The organism is Enterococcus saigonensis, assembly GCF_011397115.1.
In the GTDB taxonomy this organism is placed as follows: Bacteria; Bacillota; Bacilli; order Lactobacillales; family Enterococcaceae; genus Enterococcus_C; species Enterococcus_C saigonensis.
Genome location: NZ_AP022822.1, coordinates 2,279,642 through 2,300,278 on the forward strand (window position 1 = coordinate 2,279,642; position 20,637 = coordinate 2,300,278).

Here is a 20,637-nt window from a genome sequence, read left to right on the forward strand (position 1 = left end):
TCAAAGTCCCATCAAAAAGCATTCTGTGGTAAACTTACTTCTAGGAAAATTAACTTTGAGGTGAATAATCATGATTACGATGGATGACATCATTAGAGAAGGAAATCCCACTTTACGGGAAGTTGCCAAAGAAGTACCTATGCCCCCAACTACAGAAGAAAAAAAACTAGGGGAAGAAATGTTAGAGTTTCTAAAAAACAGCCAAGATCCCATTAAGGCAGAAGAAATGCATCTCCGTGGTGGCGTTGGATTAGCAGCACCACAATTAAATATTTCAAAACGCCTAATCGCAGTACACGTACCTAGTAACGATCCTGAAAATGATACACCTGTTATTAGTACGGTTATGTTCAATCCGAAAATCTTGAGTCATTCTGTCCAAGATGCTTGTTTAGGTGAAGGCGAGGGCTGTTTATCTGTTGATCGTGAAGTACCTGGCTATGTTGTTCGTCACGCTCGTGTTACTGTATCTTACTATGACGAAAACGGAGTTAAACATAAACGTCGTCTTAAAAACTACGAAGCAATTGTAGTGCAACATGAAATCGATCATCTGAATGGGGTTATGTTCTATGATCACATTAACGAAGAAAATCCATTCTCGCTAAAAGAAGGCGTATTGGTAATTGAGTAAAAAGTATTAATTAGGCAGTAAAAAAGCAGAGAAAGCTCTCGTAAGTAGCGTTTTCTCTGCTTTTTTACTGCCTGGATTTTTTTAATTATTCTTGATATAAAATTTTTGCTTGTGCTAAAGCAGCTTTAATAGCAACTAAGTCTTCATCTTTTTCATAAGCAATGGTGTGCAAATGAATCCCATTGGTTAGCGCTGAAAGTAAACTAACCTTTGATTGTTGGTATTTTTTCATAAATGCAGCGATATCTCCTGGTGTCTTTATTTGTAAGTTACCCGTTAATTCACCATAAATGTCATGTTCAACAATGACATCGACTATCTCGCCACCATTTTCCACAATCAGATTTAATTCTTCGTTTGTTTGATTTGCACCGTGCTGCACGGCAATCTTACTTAACTTGCCTTGCCGTTTTTCTTGCAGTAAATAGCCACGAGCAGTAGCTTTTATTTCCAATCCGGCAGCTCGCATTAAAGCGATATCCCCCACAATAATTTGGCGACTGACAGAAAATTGCTGGGCAAACTTTGTTGCACTAATTGGCTTTTGTGTCGTTTTTAACTGCTCCGCAATTTCTTCGCGCCGTTTTTTTCCTTCCATCTCATTAATCACCTTCTGTCAATTTTTTCTGTTGATAGTTACGCGAATGTTTCATAATATCGGCAAAAGTTGATGTAATCGTCTCCTTGTATTCTACCTTGTTGATTGTTTCGGCAACTTTTTGTAAAACAGCTTTTTCTCGTTTTGAATCCAAGACTGGTTGGTTCTGCTCTTTTTTGAAAGCAGCAATTTGACTAACTGCTGCCATTCGTTTTTCAAGCAGCTTCACCAACTCTTGATCAATGTGATTGATTTCTTTACGAGCTTTTTCCAATGGATTTTCTTCACTATCATCTACAAGCTCTTTAATCACCCGCGCTGGATTTCCAGCTACAACCACATTATCTGGATAAGATTTAGTGACCACACTACCTGCAGCTACTACTACATTATTTCCTAAAGTGATCCCTGGTAAAATAATTGCTCCTGCACCTAACCATGCATTATTACCAATTGTAATTGGTTTGCCACTTTCTAATCCACTATTGCGTTTAACAGGGTTTAAAGGATGCGTTGCCGTAAGAAGCTGGACGTTTGGCGCAATCATGCAATTGTCTCCAATTGTAATCGGACAGACATCTAATAAAACACAATTAAAGTTAGCATAAAAATTTTTCCCTACCGAAATATTGTAGCCATAATCAAATTGAATAGTGGGTTCCATATAAATATTTCCTGCCACATGGCCAAACGTTTCTTTTAATAGCTGACTACGAATTGCTGCGTCTGCTTCGCTATTAATCAAATACATCTGTTCTCTGGCAAATTTACGTTCACTCACTAATTCAGGATCTTCTGAAAAATATAATTCACCTGCAATCATTTTTTCTTTTTCACTCGCCATGAATATCCTCCTAAATATTAATTTCATTAAACAAATCTTCTGCCGCACATTGTATCATGGTAAACGGTTCCTGAATAGCAAGAGCCGTTTGATTGATTGCCATAACTTTTGCTGCACTATCACGATAGTTCAGCAGTTGGTTAAATGGTGCTACTTGAAAACTAGTGCCGATAATTACTATTAAATCTGCAGCTTTAACTGCATGAATGGCCTGGTTAATTACATCCTCTTTAAATCCTTCGCCGTATAAGACAATATTTGGTCGTAAGTGTCCGCCACAATTTTCGTGGGTATCACGAATTAAATAGTTTTCCCACAGAACCTTTTGATGACATTTACAACAATAGACATCATATAAATTGCCATGAAAATTTACAACACGAGGCGTTTTCGCTTTATCATGTAGACCATCAATATTTTGGGAAACAACCCACACCGGCTTTTTTTCAGCTAAAGCTGCAATTTTTTGATGAATAATATTAGGCCTTGCTTGCGGATGATAGAGCTGTTTAACAAATCGATAAAATTTTTTTGGCTCCCGCACAAGACAATCGTGACTCAATAAATATTCTGGCTGGTCAATCCCCTGGTACACTCCTTTTAAAGAGCGATAATCTGGAATCCCCGACGGTGTCGAAACACCCGCACCCGTCAAAAAAGTAATTTTTTTTGCTGTATTAATCATTTGTACTGCATTTGCTATTGTTGTCATTTGTACCACCTCATCACCTATTATACGTTAGAAACACATTCTTAATAGATTAGTTCGCATCACAGAAGAATGTTTAAATAAAAAAGCTGGTTTCACCAAATCACTCTCAAAGAATCTTACTTCTTGCGTACACAAATGATAACCAACTTTTCTTATTTAATTACTAAACACGGGTAAAAACTAACTAGTCAATTGACTAGTTGCTATTACTACTTTACAAGTCTTTTCATTATGCATCATAAAAACCTAGAATCATAATGCCAATCATGATAGCAGCAATGACGAAATAGTGTTTGGCTTTTAATTTTTCCTTTAGAAAAATACGTCCTAAAATAACTGATACAATGGCATATGCTGAAATTAGTGGTGCAACAATAATTGCCTCTTTCGTTGAGACAGCACCGACATAAAAAAATTGTCCTAAGGTTTCAAAAATTGCTGCTAAACCTTTATCTTTTTCCTGTAAAACAAAGACAGGTTCTTTTTTCACCCATTCCAGATACCCCCATAAAATTAAGGCAACAATAAAAAAAGTTAATTCATAACTCATATTGGCTTGATCTTCAGGCATCAACTTACGATATTCCAAATAATAGCTATCAAGAAATGTGCCCATTCCGTCAATAATCATATATAAAATAGGAAACAAAATTGCAATTGCTCCCACACGATATTTTTTATCAATTTTAATTCCTTCGGCTTTAAGTTCTGCATCGTCTTGTTCCTTTTCAAAAATCGATAAGAGTAAAATGCCAATTAAGATTATAAAAATAGCCACAAACTGTAACCAACTGACACTATTACCCATAATTAAAAAACCTAATACCGCAGTCACAGCTCCAGAGGAATTACTAATAGGAGAAGAAATAGAAACTTCAATATAGCGTAAACCAAAATAGCCAATGGCCATTGACAAGATATACATCGCTGACACTGGTAAATACAATATCAAATTGTGCCAATCATACCGAATACCTTCATAAATGACATAATAAAATAGAACGTGAAGACCCATAACGATCCCTACCATAATAGTAGTCTTCATCGCACTATGACTATCATTGGGATCATTCCCTTTCTTATAAAAAAGATCCGCCGTCCCCCAAGCCAAGATAGTTATTAGCGCTGCTACAAACCACATACTATTCCCTCCCTATTCTGATAACTCTGTCTTTTTAAAAGTAGCCTAAACGCGATTAATCGTCAATTAATGTCTTTATTAATCATCTTTGTATTTTGCCAAAATCGGCAGGATAAATGAAAATGAATTCAATCCATGACAGCACCATGTAAACGTGATACAATACATTGGGAAAAACGTAACAAGTAAGTTGCGTTTATGTAAAAGCGAGGTGAATCCATTGGTACCATTCATTATTTATTGGGGCGTAATCTTAGTTTGTGTTGCATGGGCGGCGTTAAGCATTTTCTTTTCTATTTTTTATTTGGCCCGCAAAGAAAACGGCAATTTATGGGCATTTGCTTTCTTTAACGTCCTTGCTGCCATTGTACAAGCAATCGTCTTGGCAATTTATCGCACATGGGGTTGGGGCATCACTCAATACTCAAGCTTGATTTACATTATCATCGGCGTATTACTTGTCTTAACCGTTATCCAAGCTATTTTAGGTCGCGAACCCAAAGAAAGTATCGCTTAATTTAATAAAAAAAATGCTGCTTTTGAATAGATAAACATGAATTAACATCTTGTTTATAGCTATTCTTAAAAGCAGTATTTTTTGTATGATTCGTATACTTTATACATAGATTTTCATGAATCTTTGCTGAAATAAATCTAAAAAAAAACATTGCTAAAAACTAACAAGCCCTTCTATTATCCCAGACAATTCCTATTGAATTGCTATTATAGCGGGGTGTCCGCAAAAATTAAAGAGACTTCATCAAAATGAAAATACTGCATAATATTTCATTTTAATGTAAAAAAGTTTGACAGCCTTATTAAATTGACGTAAAATTCTCTTGTACTATCAACTGAATACGAGATACCTCCGTCACCGAGGTAGAGGTCGCATCATTCATTAATCCTGTCGAGTAAGCAAATACTAAGAAGCAGGCCTAGGGTATGATGCCGAAATGAATCGTGTGTTTGCTCACCGATTTGTTGGGACGTGCGGGAAAAACCCGGCGGACTGTCTTAGCTGTTAGCTAAGTTGCGCTATGTTTTGTGAGAGGTTTGTCGACGAATTATGCTCTTTGTCAACAGCCGATTTCTTTTCATACGAACTGATTTCGGCTGTTTTTATTTTCGCTGGCGACAGCTCCATCCATTTCTCTCGTGTCTTAAGTGGTCCCACTTAATTCGTTGGTATTGTCAAATACTTTTTAAGGAGCAGAACATGAACAAAAAAATCTCAGTAACTGCACTACTTACCATTATTTTCAGTTTTTTCACTGTCGCTTTTACCGCGACACCAGCTTTAGCTGACAGTAAAACGCCAGCTGATACTTTACGTGTCGGCATGGAAGCAGGTTATGCCCCCTTTAACTGGACACAAACCACCGATGCAAATGGTGCTGTCCCAATTCAAGGTGAAAGCCAAGCTTGGGCAGGCGGCTATGATGTTCAAATTGCAAAAAAAGTTGCCGCAGGATTAGGTAAGAAATTAGTAATTGTTAAAACTTCTTGGGATGGACTTCCAGTTGCTTTACAATCTGGTAAAATTGATGCCGTTATTGCTGGCATGTCCCCTACTGCCGAACGTAAAAAAGAAATCGACTTTACCAATCCTTATTATGAATCACATCTCGTTATTGTCACTCGAAAAGATAGTAAATATGCAAAAGCAAAAGACTTAGCTGACTTTAAAGGAGCTAAACTTACAGCTCAATTAAATACATTTCACTATACAGTCATTAATCAAATTCCCGGTGTTCAAAAAGAACAAGCCCAAAAAGATTTTTCAGCTATGCGCGCAGCACTTTCTTCTGGTGTCATTGATGGCTATGTTTCTGAACGCCCAGAAGGTGTAACAGCTACTTCAGTGGATAAAAATTATGCCATGGTGGAATTTGACAAAGATAAAGGTTTCAAAACCAATCCAGAAGATGTCCAAGTTGCTGTCGGGATGCGTAAAGGTGATCCTGATGTAGTGAAGGTTAATGAAATTTTAGCGGGTATTTCTGAAGACGAACGCACAAAATTAATGGATACTGCCATTAAAGAACAACCTGCTGCAAATGAAACAAGCGATGATAAAGAAGCAGAATCAGGCTTTTTCCATGATATAAAAACAATTTGGGGTCAATATGGCGGTCTATTTTTACGCGGGGCGGGCTTAACTTTATTGATTGCCATTGTCAGCACGATTTTAGGAACGAGTCTTGGTTTATTAATCGGCGTTGTTCGTTCATTGCCACAGGCTGAAAACAAAGCTGTATTCATCTTCCAAAAATTCTTCAATTGGTTACTTTCTGTTTATATTGAAGTTTTCCGTGGTACACCAATGATGGTTCAAGCAATGGTCATTTACTACGGTTTAGCACAAGTTTTCCAAATTGATTTAAATCGGACGTTAGCTGCTTTCATCATTGTTTCTATTAACACAGGAGCTTATATGTCTGAAATTGTTCGTGGTGGTATTTTTGCAGTTGATCCTGGTCAATTTGAAGCCGCCCAAGCAATTGGAATGACCCATGGACAAACGATGACAAAAGTTGTATTGCCGCAAGTAATCCGAAACATTTTACCAGCTACTGGTAATGAATTTGTCATTAATATTAAAGATACAGCTGTGTTGAGTGTCATCTCCGTTGCAGACTTATTCTTCCAAGGAACATCAGCTGCTGGAACTAATTACAAGTTCTTCCCAGTCTTTACGATTGTCGGTATTATGTATTTGATTATGACCTACAGTGTTTCTCGCATTTTACGTTTTATTGAAAAACAAATGGATGGTCCACAATCTTACATCAAAGCTGACGAAGCTGAATTAGAATCAGAGGAACAATAGGCATAGGCTTAGGAGGAAAGAACATGGCAGAAAAAATTATTAATATTCAGCATCTGAAAAAAAGCTTTGGGGAAAATGAGGTTTTAAAAGACATCGATTTTTCTGTAGCCAAAGGAGAAGTTGTTTCTATTATTGGTTCATCTGGTTCAGGTAAGTCAACTTTACTACGCTGCATCAATTTGCTAGAAAAACCGACCAGCGGTGAAATTTATTATAAAGGGGAAAATGTTTTATCCCCTGGCTATAGCTTAACAAAATATCGTACCCATCTAGGCATGGTTTTCCAATCATTTAACCTGTTCAATAACATGAATGTTTTGGAAAATTGTATGACTGGACAAACAACCGTATTAAAACGAAACCGGTCTGAAGCAAAAAAAGTGGCTTTAGCAAACTTGGAAAAAGTTGGCATGGACCGCTACATTGATGCTAAACCCGCTCAATTATCCGGAGGGCAAAAACAACGGGTAGCGATTGCGCGTGCATTATCAATGAATCCTGACGTTATGTTGTTTGATGAACCAACTTCTGCATTGGATCCGGAGATGGTGGGAGAAGTTTTAAAAACCATGAAAGCTTTGGCTCATACCGGTCTGACTATGGTTGTTGTCACACACGAAATGGATTTCGCCCGTGAGGTATCTGATCGTGTTATCTTCATGGACAAAGGTGTTATTGCCGAACAAGGTTCACCAGAAGACATCTTTGGTAATCCGAAAGAAGAACGAACTAAAAAATTCTTACATCGCGTTTTAAATGATAAAAAAGATTAATTAATACTTCCGGTCGTATTTTATTGGGTTTTAACCCACTAATATGACCGGTATTTTTGTTAACAAAACAAATAACATCTTAAAACGCAGACACATTGGGGTGCATTTTAAAAAGTTACATTTCTACTAAAAACCATCATTGAAATTTTCTGAAAATTACCCTAAAATGGAGAAGATACTTTCAGATATTTAAAAACTCACGTGAGTGTACAACTCACTACAAAGGATGAATGATTCATGGAACCACAAGAATTAAATCGTAGTTTAAAAAATCGCCACGTCCAATTAATCTCAATCGGGGGGGCAATTGGAACGGGACTTTTTTTAGGTGCTGGCAAGTCAATCCAATTAGCGGGCCCTTCCATTTTGCTGGCTTATCTCATCACCGGATGTATTTGTTTTTTGATTATGCGTTCTTTAGGAGAATTACTTTTATCCAATACAGATAAACATTCTTTTTTAGATTTTATCGCAGAATATTTAGGAAAAAAATGGGCCTTTTTAACCGGTTGGACTTATTGGTTTTGTTGGATTTCAATTGCAATGGCAGATTTAACCGCCACTGGACTTTATGTACGATATTGGTTTCCGCAAATTCCCCAGTGGCTACCAGAAATTATTGCCCTAGTTTTGCTTGTCACCTTAAACATGATTGCTGTTTCATTATTTGGTGAATTAGAATTTTGGTTTGCTTTAATTAAAGTTGTAGCAATTATTGCGCTTATTATTGTTGGAGCTTATATGATTACCACGCATTATCAAACAGGTGCTGGTGCTGTTAAAGTAAGTAATGTCTGGAATCACGGCGGCTGGTTTCCAAAAGGTATATCTGGCTTTGTTCTCTCTTTTCAAATGGTGACTTTTGCTTTTGCTGGAATCGAATTAGTCGGACTTGTAGCTGGTGAAACAAAGAATCCAAAAAAAGTTTTACCAAAAGCAATTAATAATATTCCGCTGCGTATCATTTTATTTTATCTGGGTGCATTATTTGTCATTATGGCTATCTATCCTTGGAATAGTCTAAATTCTAGTGAAAGTCCTTTCGTTGAAGTCTTTTCTGATATTGGTATTACCGCTGCGGCCACAGTCATTAACGTCGTGGTCTTATCGGCAGCAGCATCTGCTTGTAACAGTGCTATTTACAGCACAGGACGTATGTTACGTTCACTTGCCCAAGAAGGTAGTGCACCAAAGTCTTTTGAAAAACTGACCAAACATCAAGTACCCGGTAATGCAATTTTCTTTTCTGCATTGGTCGTTTTTATCGCTGTAATTTTGAATTATTTGATGCCAAGTGAAGTCTTTACCATTGTTACAAGTGTTGCGACAACGTGTTTCTTATTTATTTGGGGCATCTTAGTTTATACACATATGAAATATCGTAAAAGTATTTTAGGAAAACAAAGTCACAGTTTCAAAATGCCATTTTATCCTTACAGTAATGTTTTGATTTTTGCTTTTCTGTTGTTTGTAGCTGTTGTTTTACTTTTATCCAAAGAAACACGCGTGCCAGCGCTAGTAACCCCTGTATGGTTTATTATCTTATGGTTAATCTATCATTTCAAATTCGAACGCAAATAAGTCCATTTGCATATGTAGGATTTCAAACAAAAAAAGCGTTGGTACTAAGAAAGTTTAGCTTTCATTATACCAACGCTTTTTTATACACTACACCTTTAATCGAGCTTGTATCTTGGCCGCTGTTTCATAAGACGGAATCCAAATCGCCGAAACAATAAAACGCCCAAACAGCCCAATAGTAGGATGCCAGAATACCGCTACAATTAATAGCAAATTAATAACCATGGATAACCCACTGCGATGATCATGACGGAGTAGCTGCGTGCCATGGGTAGGATTTTCATTTGCCTTTAGAACTTGTTTGGTCAAAATACCAAAAGAAAAACTCCACATCGTGTACACCACAACATAGGCCAAAGCCGGCCAAAACATCCCCGGATTGCTACCAACCCACTGCGTTACAGCAGGACACAAAGTTAGCCAAAACAGCCAAAAAATATTGGCCCAAATCACTTGATCATCCACTTTTTCTGTCATCTTCATCACACGGTGGTGTGTTACCCAAATAACCGCAACAAAGATAAAACTGATGGTATAGGCAATTAAAACATCTCGCATTGCCAACAACGATGTTAATGTTGGTTCTTTGGGGAATCGAATTTCCAACACTAAAATGGTGATGACAATTGCTACAACACCATCAGTAAAAGCCGTTAATCGTCCTTTTGTCACATATTTCACCTCGCCTTATTTTAGCACACCTGCCGTTTTGAGCCATTATAAACCTTTTTATCCCTTTCACCATCTGTTTATATTTAAACTTTCAGAAAACTCTTGAAAATCAATCTTTTTTCTGTTATTTTTGTAACACTTATAAACTGATACATAGTTTATCTACTTACTTTTTTATACGAGTAAAGATTTTATTTATCAGAGTATTTGGCCATTATTTTTAGAAGACAAGATTTTGAGGTGGGAGAATGGAAAAGAAACTACAATTTAAAGATTATTTGTTTGTTGGATCAATGTTATTCGGTTTATTCTTTGGCGCTGGAAATTTGATTTTCCCAGTGCACATGGGACAATTAGCTGGTGGTAATGTTTTTAGTGCTAATTTAGGTTTTTTAGTTACAGGTATTGGCCTACCCTTTTTAGGTGTCTTGGCGATTGGCTTATCGCGTAGTAGTGGATTATATGATTTGGCTTGTCGCATCAATAAAACCTATGCAAAAATTTTTACTATTTTATTGTATTTAGTTATTGGACCATTTTTTGCTTTGCCGCGTTTAGCGACAACTTCTTTTGAAATTGGCTTAGCTCCTTTTTTAGCGAAAGAACAAATTACACTAGCATTAGCAGGTTTCAGTATTTTATTTTTTGTAGCGGCGTGGGCTTTGTCGCGTAAACCAACAAAACTACTAAATTACGTTGGTAAATTTCTAAATCCATTATTTTTGTTACTATTGGGTATTTTAATTTTATTAGCTTTTCTAAATCCAATAGGTGCAATTGGGGCTGCCCCCATACACGCAGACTATACAAACCATGCCTTTTTAACTGGTTTTACAGAAGGATACAATACGTTGGATGCTTTGGCTTCCTTGGCTTTTGGAATTATTATTGTTACTACGTTAAAAGATATGGGAGTAAAAAAACCAAGTACTATTGCCATTGACACAGTCAAATCTGGCTTTGTCAGCATCCTTTTAATGGGAATTATTTATACTTTACTGGCTTTAATGGGAACCATGAGCTTAGGCAAATTTGCAATTTCTGCAAATGGAGGCATTGCCTTGGCTGAAATCGCTCGCCACTACCTTGGAACTGGCGGTAGCATTTTGCTAGCTTTTATTGTCATCATTGCCTGTTTAAAAACCGCAATTGGTTTAATCACTGCTTTTTCAGAAACATTTGTTACCCTGTTTCCACAACAAAAATATACTACCTTTGTCACTGGTGCCAGTCTATTGGCCTGTTTATTTGCCAATATTGGTCTAACAAAGATTATTGAATTTTCAACACCTGTGTTGATGTTCACTTATCCTTTGGCTATTACTTTAATTTTATTAGCTTTACTTGGCCCTTTATTTAAACAAAGAGCTAGTGTTTATCGCCTCACAACTTATTTTACTTTATTTGCTGCTGTCATTGACGGCTTGAATGCTGCACCAGCAATTTTGAAAAACTTAGCACCTGTTCAAAGTCTATTACATTTTGCAGCAGCTTACCTTCCGTTTTTCAAACTAGGAATGGGTTGGATTTTACCCGCTGTCATTGGTTTTAGTGCCGGCTTAATTTGGACTGTAATCAAAAAAACACCTGTGAAAAACACTTAGCAATTTCTTTAAATCACAAAATATAAAATAAACGAGCAAAAGCGCCTGTCTTCTTTAGAGAAGCAGGCGCTTTTGCATGTGCTTATAACTGACAGTCTGACAAAAAAACGATACAATGAAAAAAAGGAGTCAAAATATGGAGGGATATTTATGGTATATGAAGAGCTGATGATGGATTCATCAACCTTATTGAAATTTAAACTGTTCCGCAAAATGATGTTTATCGGACGTCAGAATTATCCAATTGCAGAGCTGGCTCAAGAAATGGATTTAAACTACCAGCAAACTGTCATTGATCTAACGGAAATTGATAAAGATATTCACAAGATTCACCCTGAGCACGAAAGCTTCTTGATTGGAGCTGGCAAAATTAATTGTTTAAACCTAACTGCTACTATCGATGAGTATCGCTATTACTTACTGCAAGGTTCTGTACCATTTCAATTTATCTTATATTTTATGAATGAAAAAAATCCAACAATCGAGGATTTTTGCGACCGTTACTTCTCAAGCCGCTCGACTGTATCGCGTAAAATTGAGAAGTTAAAAAAATTCTTGAAGGCTTTTAATCTACGCTTTACATACACCGAAGCTGGCATGGTAGGTGATGAACGTCTTGTACGTTTAGCGCTATTCAATTTAATTTGGCTGGGTTCTCGGGGTATTGCTTGGCCTTTTAGTGTATCTGAAGAAAAAGCTGAAGAACTTGTGGCAGCCTTTGGGGAATACTTCCCATTATCTCGGACTTATTTAGGTCGGTGGGAATTGAAATACTTTGCTGCAATCTTCTTACTACGAATTGAAAAAGGTAATTTTGTTAAATATGATAAAGCTTATGACTGCCTAATGAAAAACAATGATTATTACGATTTCTCTCGTTTAAATCCTTTGGTGGATAATCAATTGACATCACGCCAAAATAAGGCAGAATCAAGCTTTATATTCTTCTTAGCACATTTTATTCCATTTTATACGCTAGAAGATGACCCAACGTTAACCCAAACGATTAAGGACTTTAGCGAAAAGCCAAATCCAGTCTATAGCTTAGTAACAAAATTCCTAGACTTTGCTAAGACAGACTTGTTTTCAAACAACCCTACAGTTTTGGACCAACCAATGGTATTAGGAAACCTATTAAACATTACGTTTGGTTACTATGTCATTAAGTATCGTTTCCCAACTATTCAACGACTATTGGGACCAAAACAAGTTTTTGAATCACCAATTCGAGAAATGCAAGCCAAAATTCAGACTTTCTTTGCACAGATAAGTGAAGAAAATCCTTATAATAGTTTTGTGAATAATGCGACGATTAGTAGTCTAGTTAATGGCTTTACCCAAGTCTTAATGCCACTTTACGATACCACTGCACGCGCCAATAAAGTGGAAGTAGGGGTCGCTTTGGAGCACAATTACTTATTAGTTAAAAGCGTTTATCAGTTTATGTCTGACTTACAATTTGTTAATGCCGAAACATACAATAGTCAAAAACGAGATCAGTATGACTTGATTATCAGCTCTTCTTTATTAGTAAAAAATCAATACCCTGAATTAAATGTCTTCTTATGGGAACATGGTTTAGATGATGAACAATATATTATCTTGTATAAACGCCTACGTAAAATCTTTAATGAAAAAAATAAATAGACGTAAAAGCAAGGAGGAGATGTAATGCGTTTTAAAGGTGGTCGACAGAGTAAAAACGTCGAAGATCGCAGAAGTAATTCCAGTGGCCTATCTGGAGGCGTCGTTGGTGGTGGCGGTATTGGCCTACTTTTAATCGTCTTATTTTCTTTATTCTTTTCCGGTGGTAATATCGATTTAGGGTCGCTTTTAGGAACTGATACAAGCCCAATTACGGCACAACAACCCACAGGAACAGATGATCAAAAAGAATTTGCAAGCGTAGTTTTTGGGCATTTAGAAGATTACTGGAATTCAGAATTCCAAAAAAAGGAATACGCTACTTATCAACAAGATTATCAAAATCCAACATTGGTTTTATATAGTGGAAGTGTGCGCTCTGCTTGTGGTCAAGCCTCTTCAGCTATTGGTCCCTTTTATTGCCCAGGAGATCAGAAAGTATATCTAGACTTAAGTTTTCAAGAAGAATTATCCCAACGTTTTGGTGCAACGGGTGATTTTGCTATGGCATATGTTATTGCCCATGAAGTTGGTCATCACGTCCAATACGAGCTTGGAACTTCTGAACAAATGGAGCGTCTTCGCAGTCGTCTTTCTGACAAACAATACAACCGCTACAGTGTCGCCTTAGAATTACAAGCCGATTACTTTGCTGGGTGCTTTGCTCGTTACTTAGAGAATAAAACTTATCAAGGACAACCTATTTTAGAAGTTGGGGACATCGATGAAGCTCTTAATGCAGCCAATCAAATTGGTGATGATACCCTGCAACAAGAAGCGCAGGGCTATGTCGTCCCAGACAGTTTCACTCATGGTACTTCTGAGCAACGCATGGATTGGTTTAAACGCGGTTATCAGTATGGTGATTTAAAACATGGGGATACATTTCGTGCTTATAATCTGAGTTTGTAATTTCTTATAAATTTTTTACTTAGCTTAATACTTTTTTAAAGATATTTACCAACTTATGCGCCTCTGGTTCACAAAAAATTCATAAATACTTTGTAGTATATAAATGTACCAACAAACAACCCTAACTAACACTTTTTCATTTTTAACTCCTTGCCCGTCGCCTCCCTAGCGACGGGCTCTTTTTTATTTATTGTCAATTTTTTGCAAATAAAAAACCACGCAAGCCATCGTTGCGTAGCTGGTTATCGGTGTATCTTGCGCCACTATTCTTAACGGGTAATACTCGTTCTTTGACCTTCTTTATCTAAAATGCTAACTTTACGAATTGACTCTAATGGAATCATTCGCATTTGTTGTTCATTGTTACGCGGTTTAATCACCAAATGGTTGGGATTTAATTGTTTGTTTAAAATCCAACCATAAACGGTTTCATACTTGACACTATTTTTGGCTAGATCCAATTGTAAAACCACTAAACTTTCCTTTTCAGCCGCCAAAACTAACGTTTCCGCCATCTCCACAGAAATCTTCAGCTGTAATTCTTCGTCCATGCTGTCGCTTAAAAATCCTTTTAATAAGGCATTCGAGGTATTGGCCACGAAATTGCCGAATTTTTTTACATTCATTTTTTCTTTCATTCCTGCCACCCCTTTACGATAAGTAAGCATATTTTATCAAATTGCAGTAAAAAGACAAGTTCTTTTGACGAGCTACCCTTTAGTCATCATTTCAAACCATGGTGCTAATCCCATTCTCACTAGCTTTTCTGTTTCATTAAAATCCCCTGTATAGTAAGGATCCGGAATAAAAAGATCTTCTTTGCCAGGTACAATTGACATAAACGAAGCAACTTTGGCTGTTCTATCTTTAGGTGCAATAGCTAAAATATCTGCTATATTCTCTTTGTCCATTCCCACAATGTAATCAAAATAGTAAAAATCATTACTTTCTAATTGACGAGAAAACATCTGAGAAAAATCAACACCCGCTTTTTTCAAAATCTTTTGTGTACCTGGATGAGGTGGATTTCCCACTTCCCAACGACTAGTTGCAGCAGAATCAACTTCAATGGTACTATTTCTTGTATCCGCATATTGTCGAAAGAGTCCTTCTGCCATTGGAGAGCGACAAATATTCCCTAAGCAAACAAATAAAATACGCGCCATCTCTTTTCCTCCTATTGCTCATCTTGTTGGTATAGACGATATGAATAAAGCTCTACATCTTTTGCCAGCCGAAACATTTGTGTCGCAATTTCTAAAGGAGATTCTGGATAATCTGCTTCAATCCAAGCTAGTAAGACACCGCTACAACCATAGGCAAAAAAATGACCATAAAAATCTTTATCTGACTCTGATAAATAGTTTTCGGTATCAAATTCTTCAAATAGTTTGCGAAAAAGACGACCGACTATTTGGGAAAACGCACGAATTAGAATTTCCTTACGATCTGCTACGGTTTTTCGGTAGAAGTCACCTCGTTGATAAATTGCGCGCAACATCTGCAAAACCTGTTCTTCCCAATTATCTAAAGACAATTCGTCACTCGTTAAAAAGTTTAAGGCCTCACTATAATAGATAAATCGCAATAGCTCATCTTTATCGGCAAAATGATAATAAAAAGTTTGGCGATTAATCTGTGCATGACGGGCAATTGTTTGCACGCTGATTTTATTATAATCCATTGTTTTTACCAGCTCGATTAATGCCGTCGCAATTTTTACTTTTGTCTGATTAACAGCCATGCCAACACACTCCATTATTCATAAGGGTAACCAAAATGTTCATAAGCCAAACTAGTAGCGATTCGTCCCCGGGGTGTCCGTTTTAAAAATCCTTTTTGAATTAAAAAAGGTTCATACATATCTTCTACTGTTTCGGTCTCTTCCCCAATATTTACAGCTAAGGTACTTAACCCAACTGGGCCGCCGCCATATAATTCAATCATAGTCTTAATTAACTTTTGATCCACATAATCTAATCCTGCTTCATCTACTTGCAGCAATCGTAATGCACGTGCTGCGATTTTATCATCAATAATTCCATCTGCTTCTACTTGGGCAAAGTCCCGTACGCGCTTTAATAGACGATTCGCAATTCGTGGTGTGCCCCGAGATCGGCGGGCAATCTCATGGGCGCCCGTTGCCACAATATCCGTGGCAAAAATATCAGCTGAACGCACGACAATTTCTTTTAAATCTGTTTCTTTGTAATATTCCAAATGACTAATAATGCCAAAACGATCCCGTAATGGTGCTGAAAGCATCCCCGCCCGTGTCGTAGCTCCCACTAATGTAAATGGCGGGAGGGGAAAATGAACAGGATGAGCAGTTGGACCTTGGCCTACCATAATATCGACATAAAAATCTTCCATTGCCGAATATAACATTTCTTCTGCTACCCGTGGCAAGCGATGAATTTCATCAATAAATAAAACATCTCCTGGCTCTAGTTCATTTAAAATTGCAACAAGATCTCCCGGCTTTTCAATCGCCGGACCACTAGTAGTACGAATATTAACTGCCATTTCATTGGCGATCACCATCGCCATAGTTGTCTTACCAAGTCCTGGTGGTCCATATAATAAAACATGATCCAAAGACTCTTCTCGATTTTTAGCAGCCGCAATATAAATTGCTAATTCATGTTTTACTTTATCTTGCCCAATATATTGTGATAAAAATTGTGGCCGTAATGATTTTTCTAACAATTGCTCGGCTGTCTCTTTTTCTGGTGAGACCAATCTTTCTTCTGTCACAGATTCCCCTCCTCTCTATTTTTTCATTACAAGTTTTAATGCCGCACGTAAATATTCATCTGTCGTTTGCATTTCTTCATTTGTCAAAGTTTTTTCAACTTTTTTGACTTCTTTGGCATTATAACCTAAAGCCGTCAAAGCTTCCATTGCTTCTGTGAGGGCGACTTTTCCATTTACAGAAGGTAAAAGTTCCAGATTCATTTGTGGGTCATATAAATCACCCAATTTTCCTTTTAAATCCAGGATCATTTGTTGGGCAGTTTTTTTGCCCACACCAGGAAATTTAGTCAGATACGTGACATCCCCTGACTCGATTGCATTAATCATACCGGTATGTTCTTCCCCGGCCATAATAGCCAATGCGGATTTTGGACCAATTCCTGAAACACTGATTAAACGTAAAAACAGCTGTTTTTCAGCTAATTTTTTAAAACCATATAAAACATGGGCGTCTTCTCTGATTACTTGTTGCACATATACTTTTGTTTCTTCATTCTCATGAAAGCGATAGGGATTTCCAACCGCAATCTGATAACCAACGCCTTGATTTTCTAACACGATATAAGCTGGGGTGATCCCTGTAACTTTGCCGATTAAATACTCGTACATTTTTTTGTCCTTCCTGTACATACGTTCCCCTTATTGTAGCATAGTTTGGAACAGGACAAAAGCTGACTATTTTACTAAGGGCAAATATTCCTTGTATCCGGCTGCTTCCATTTCCGCTTTGGGAATAAATTTTAGCGCAGCTGAATTAATGCAATAACGCAAGCCACCCATCTCTTTTGGTCCGTCATTAAAAACATGGCCTAAGTGTGAATTAGCATCTTTACTTCTTACTTCCACTCGATGCATTCCGTGGGAGAAATCTGCTTTTTCCTTAACTCCGCGTTTTTCAATTGGTTTTGAAAAAGCAGGCCAACCACAACCAGCATCAAATTTATCCGTAGAAGCAAAAAGCGCTTCACCACTAACAACATCAACATAAATTCCCTTTTCATAAAAATCATCATATTTCCCTGTAAAGGGACGTTCCGTAGCATTTTCTTGTGTCACTGCATATTCTTCTGGTGTTAATTTCTTTTTCAATTCTTCTTTATCCATAAAGCTCACCTCTTAAGGAAATAGTACGCCCATCTATTTAAAATCAGAAATTATTTGCTTACAAAATACGCAGCAAAGAATGGCTTGCAAAATTAGTTTGGTTTTTGCACTTTACACCATTTTTTACTGCGCATTTTTTAATTTATTTTTTTTAGCATTTGATTGACCACACCCACAGGAAACCCAACGATGCTATAATAATCGCCATCAACTTTTTTTACAAACAGGCTTGCTTGACCTTGAATACCATACGCGCCAGCCTTATCGGCATATTCTCCTGTATCAAGATACCGATTAATTTCTTCATCGCTTAATTCAAAAAATAAAACTTTAGCAGGCACCAACTCTTGCAAGACTTGATGATCTTTACGCATCACGACCGCTGTATAAACATGATGCATCCCCCCACTCATGTTTTTTAACATTTCAAAAGCTTCGGTTCGTGACCGTGGCTTACCCAAAATTTTGCCATGATTGACTACAATTGTGTCACTGGCAATTACCAAATCATTGGGATGCTTAGCTGCAACGACCTTTGCCTTTTCTTTAGCCATGTGAACCACATATTCTTCGGGTAAGTCCGTTTGTTTCACTGTCTCGTCAATATCTGCCGGTTCGACCTTAAAATCTGCTACCAAGCGTGCTAACAATTCTTTTCGTCTTGGTGATTGTGATGCTAAAATAATAGCCAAAAAAATTCCTCCCTTAGTGCCTTTTATCCTAATTTTCCTTCATAACTAGTGAAACTTTACTTGTAATGCCACTTGCCAAGTGTAAAACTACTCTTTCATACTTTCAACTGATACGTATTCATAAAAAGTGCCTCATCTACTTCGTATTAAAAAATAGTTCCCAGAAAAAAACTGGCAAAAGAATAAATCTCTTGCCAGTTTTTCTTTAATCTTCTCCAATACCAGCTACTGTTAAATCTTGAATGCTAGCAGCAGCTTGATTGGCGGTTACGTTAGCTTTGAAGGTGACTTTGTCACCTTCTTTAATGAAAATAGAATAAGGACTGTTGTTAGAATTCACACTGTACACCGTTTTATCATCTTTTAATAAAAAGGATATAACGGTATTACTACCATTTGCCAATACAACAACTCGTTCAACGATGCCGCTTTTTTCTGCTAGAGAAGCTGCATCTGTACTGCTGTTATTGCTACCTTTAGTTGCCAATTCAATACGATAAGCATCTAAAGCACTTTGCGCATTTTCAGCATCGACAACAATATCGTTATCCACAGCATTAATATAGACATATTTTTTGAAAATTCCTTTTGTATCCATTAAAGAAACAATCCACGTCGGAACCCCATCAATATTATAAAGAACCGGCATTTCCGCATCCCATTTCTTTTCTGGATAAATTTTTGAAGCTATAGAAATTGCACCATCACTATCCATAATACCAACTTCTAAATCACGATAATACGTCAATTGTCCACTGCGAGCATCAAGTAAAGAATAACCTAACGCAGAATCTTGGTCTTCATCGCCACTTGTAAAGTCGGTGAAATAATTTAACTGTCCTTTGCTACTAAGCATTGGTGTAATTTGTCCGCCTGCGTAAATTCCATTATCTGTAGGAACTTTGACATCTTTTTTTGCTCCGAAAATAAACTGGTTCCACCAACCTTGTCCATAGCGTCCGAAAAATTCGTTCATACTATTAGCCGCCGCTGAAGTAATAGGAGCATCCACGAAAGCAGGTGCTTTTTTACTGTCATATAGTTTAACTTCTCCTGTTTGAGCATTCAGGACTGCTGTTTTGAAATTATCATAATGCATTAACCCAGTTACACCGTATTCTTTGTATAGCGTTTGAACATAGTAAGGAATTCCCTTATCATCAATTTCCAAATTAATTTTGCCATAGGAAGCATATCCCGGAAATGCAGCGTAAATTTTTCGACCAGCATCTTGGTTAAAAAAAGCCGAAGGAGTATATGTCAAAGACTCTTTGACAAATTCTGGCTGTGCATTTATATCCGTCGCACTAATTTTAAAATAACCCGGAATTTCTCCGAGCTTAAGCCATTTAAAAAAGCCGTTATATTCTACAGTAGCTACATAAACATATTCTCCATTAATTGTTTGAGCCGTAATACCGTCTAAAGTAAACATATTGGAGTTTGGAATGACAGAGAATTTTTGCAGCATTTTCCGCTTTGCCATATCCGGTGCAATTGCGATCGGTGTCTCTTTAGTGGAAGTTAACACCTCTGCCTTTTCTTCGGTTTTAGCATGAATAGAAGAATACACTTCATCAATAGAAGTAATGGCACTAATCTTAGAGACTACAAATAAAAGCACCATCAAAACTACTACACTACCAAATAATTTTCCTAATCGTACCGGTGCTACTTTTTTATCAAAAGAAGCACCTACTCGTTTCCCCGACACATTTAATGTTTTCTGTCGTATTTTACTTCCGGCTTTTAGAAGGGTTAGATACCCCCCAGCTAACAAAATTGCAGCAAATGCTCCCCACAAGTTGTACCACAAAAGTGAACTCAAGTTTTTACTGGGCAGTCCAACATATAAAAAAATACCCATGAAAAGTAATTCAAAAATAGTTAGCCCAACTAATCCTTTTTTGGAAATTTCTTTTTCCATAATTGCAATTAAAACATTGACAGCAATAATACCAATACCAAACAACACTGTTAAAACAATAAAATCAACAATCATTTGCAACACTCTTTCTTTAATAAGACTTTTATTTATTATGCCAGAAAAAAATGGAAAAAGCTTCATCCTTAAGTGGTATTTTTAAAAGAGATGTTTGGGGTCAACAGCTTTTTTAAAAGGTTAAAAAAATAGCACGA

21 protein-coding genes and 1 riboswitch are annotated in these 20,637 nt (G+C 37.0%); of the genes, 8 read left to right on the forward strand and 13 right to left on the reverse strand.

Features of this window, described 5'->3' with window-relative positions; genetic code table 11:
- Positions 1–70 precede the first annotated feature (70 nt).
- Positions 71–634: a peptide deformylase gene (gene def, locus EsVE80_RS10800; RefSeq protein ID WP_173103720.1), complete on the forward strand. Its 564-nt coding sequence runs from the start codon at positions 71–73 to the stop codon at positions 632–634.
- Between the two features lie 85 nt (positions 635–719).
- On the opposite strand, the gene EsVE80_RS10805 is transcribed toward def, so the two are convergent.
- The 4 genes from EsVE80_RS10805 to EsVE80_RS10820 form a co-directional block, all read right to left on the reverse strand.
- Positions 720–1,232, reverse strand: coding sequence for a transcription repressor NadR (locus EsVE80_RS10805; protein ID WP_173103721.1), 513 nt, complete (start codon positions 1,230–1,232; stop codon positions 720–722).
- 4 nt (positions 1,233–1,236) lie between these two features.
- Entirely contained in the window at positions 1,237–2,076 is an 840-nt protein-coding gene (locus tag EsVE80_RS10810) for a chorismate mutase (RefSeq protein WP_173103722.1), read from the reverse strand.
- Between the two features lie 10 nt (positions 2,077–2,086).
- Complete coding sequence (locus tag EsVE80_RS10815) at positions 2,087–2,788, reverse strand: NAD-dependent protein deacylase (RefSeq protein WP_173103723.1); 702 nt, start codon at positions 2,786–2,788, stop codon at positions 2,087–2,089.
- Between the two features lie 229 nt (positions 2,789–3,017).
- Positions 3,018–3,929: an EamA family transporter gene (locus EsVE80_RS10820; protein WP_173103724.1), complete on the reverse strand. Its 912-nt coding sequence runs from the start codon at positions 3,927–3,929 to the stop codon at positions 3,018–3,020.
- Between the two features lie 220 nt (positions 3,930–4,149).
- Here EsVE80_RS10820 and EsVE80_RS10825 point away from each other — a divergent pair, with 220 nt between their 5' ends.
- The 4 genes from EsVE80_RS10825 (at position 4,150) to EsVE80_RS10840 (ending at position 9,113) form a co-directional block, all read left to right on the forward strand.
- Entirely contained in the window at positions 4,150–4,446 is a 297-nt protein-coding gene (locus EsVE80_RS10825) for a hypothetical protein (protein ID WP_071864310.1), read from the forward strand.
- Between the two features lie 355 nt (positions 4,447–4,801).
- Positions 4,802–4,975, forward strand: a riboswitch (Lysine riboswitch).
- 170 nt (positions 4,976–5,145) lie between these two features.
- A complete protein-coding gene (locus EsVE80_RS10830) occupies positions 5,146–6,759 on the forward strand; it encodes an ABC transporter permease subunit (protein ID WP_173103725.1) in 1,614 nt (537 codons plus the stop codon).
- A 23-nt stretch (positions 6,760–6,782) separates the two neighbouring features.
- Positions 6,783–7,532: an amino acid ABC transporter ATP-binding protein gene (locus tag EsVE80_RS10835; RefSeq protein ID WP_173103726.1), complete on the forward strand. Its 750-nt coding sequence runs from the start codon at positions 6,783–6,785 to the stop codon at positions 7,530–7,532.
- Positions 7,533–7,769: 237 nt separating this feature from the next.
- Positions 7,770–9,113, forward strand: a complete 1,344-nt coding sequence (locus tag EsVE80_RS10840) for an amino acid permease (protein ID WP_173103727.1) — start codon at positions 7,770–7,772, stop codon at positions 9,111–9,113.
- An 87-nt stretch (positions 9,114–9,200) separates the two neighbouring features.
- Here the strand turns inward: EsVE80_RS10840 and EsVE80_RS10845 are convergent, their stop codons facing one another.
- A complete protein-coding gene (locus tag EsVE80_RS10845) occupies positions 9,201–9,785 on the reverse strand; it encodes a TMEM175 family protein (RefSeq protein ID WP_173103728.1) in 585 nt (194 codons plus the stop codon).
- Between the two features lie 248 nt (positions 9,786–10,033).
- Here EsVE80_RS10845 and brnQ point away from each other — a divergent pair, with 248 nt between their 5' ends.
- The 3 genes from brnQ to ypfJ all read left to right on the forward strand — a co-directional run bounded on the left by brnQ (position 10,034) and on the right by ypfJ (position 13,945).
- Entirely contained in the window at positions 10,034–11,389 is a 1,356-nt protein-coding gene (gene brnQ, locus EsVE80_RS10850) for a branched-chain amino acid transport system II carrier protein (protein WP_173103729.1), read from the forward strand.
- 150 nt (positions 11,390–11,539) lie between these two features.
- A complete protein-coding gene (locus EsVE80_RS10855; RefSeq protein ID WP_173103730.1) occupies positions 11,540–13,036 on the forward strand; it encodes a helix-turn-helix domain-containing protein in 1,497 nt (498 codons plus the stop codon).
- Between the two features lie 24 nt (positions 13,037–13,060).
- Complete coding sequence (gene ypfJ / locus EsVE80_RS10860; RefSeq protein WP_173103731.1) at positions 13,061–13,945, forward strand: KPN_02809 family neutral zinc metallopeptidase; 885 nt, start codon at positions 13,061–13,063, stop codon at positions 13,943–13,945.
- A gap of 269 nt (positions 13,946–14,214) precedes the next feature.
- Here ypfJ and EsVE80_RS10865 read toward each other — a convergent pair whose 3' ends face one another.
- The 8 genes from EsVE80_RS10865 to EsVE80_RS10900 all read right to left on the reverse strand — a co-directional run bounded on the left by EsVE80_RS10865 (position 14,215) and on the right by EsVE80_RS10900 (position 20,500).
- On the reverse strand, positions 14,215–14,583 hold the full coding sequence (locus EsVE80_RS10865; protein ID WP_173103732.1) for a hypothetical protein: 369 nt from the start codon (positions 14,581–14,583) through the stop codon (positions 14,215–14,217).
- Between the two features lie 72 nt (positions 14,584–14,655).
- Positions 14,656–15,111, reverse strand: a complete 456-nt coding sequence (locus EsVE80_RS10870; RefSeq protein WP_173103733.1) for a low molecular weight protein-tyrosine-phosphatase — start codon at positions 15,109–15,111, stop codon at positions 14,656–14,658.
- Between the two features lie 11 nt (positions 15,112–15,122).
- Entirely contained in the window at positions 15,123–15,689 is a 567-nt protein-coding gene (locus EsVE80_RS10875) for a TetR/AcrR family transcriptional regulator (protein WP_173103734.1), read from the reverse strand.
- 14 nt (positions 15,690–15,703) lie between these two features.
- Positions 15,704–16,702, reverse strand: a complete 999-nt coding sequence (gene ruvB / locus EsVE80_RS10880) for a Holliday junction branch migration DNA helicase RuvB (RefSeq protein ID WP_173103735.1) — start codon at positions 16,700–16,702, stop codon at positions 15,704–15,706.
- Positions 16,703–16,717: 15 nt separating this feature from the next.
- Positions 16,718–17,311, reverse strand: a complete 594-nt coding sequence (ruvA, locus tag EsVE80_RS10885; RefSeq protein ID WP_173103736.1) for a Holliday junction branch migration protein RuvA — start codon at positions 17,309–17,311, stop codon at positions 16,718–16,720.
- A 66-nt stretch (positions 17,312–17,377) separates the two neighbouring features.
- Entirely contained in the window at positions 17,378–17,806 is a 429-nt protein-coding gene (gene msrB / locus EsVE80_RS10890) for a peptide-methionine (R)-S-oxide reductase MsrB (protein ID WP_173103737.1), read from the reverse strand.
- A gap of 137 nt (positions 17,807–17,943) precedes the next feature.
- A complete protein-coding gene (locus tag EsVE80_RS10895; protein WP_173103738.1) occupies positions 17,944–18,498 on the reverse strand; it encodes a Maf family protein in 555 nt (184 codons plus the stop codon).
- A 205-nt stretch (positions 18,499–18,703) separates the two neighbouring features.
- A complete protein-coding gene (locus tag EsVE80_RS10900) occupies positions 18,704–20,500 on the reverse strand; it encodes a DNA-binding protein (RefSeq protein WP_173103739.1) in 1,797 nt (598 codons plus the stop codon).
- Positions 20,501–20,637: the final 137 nt, after the last annotated feature.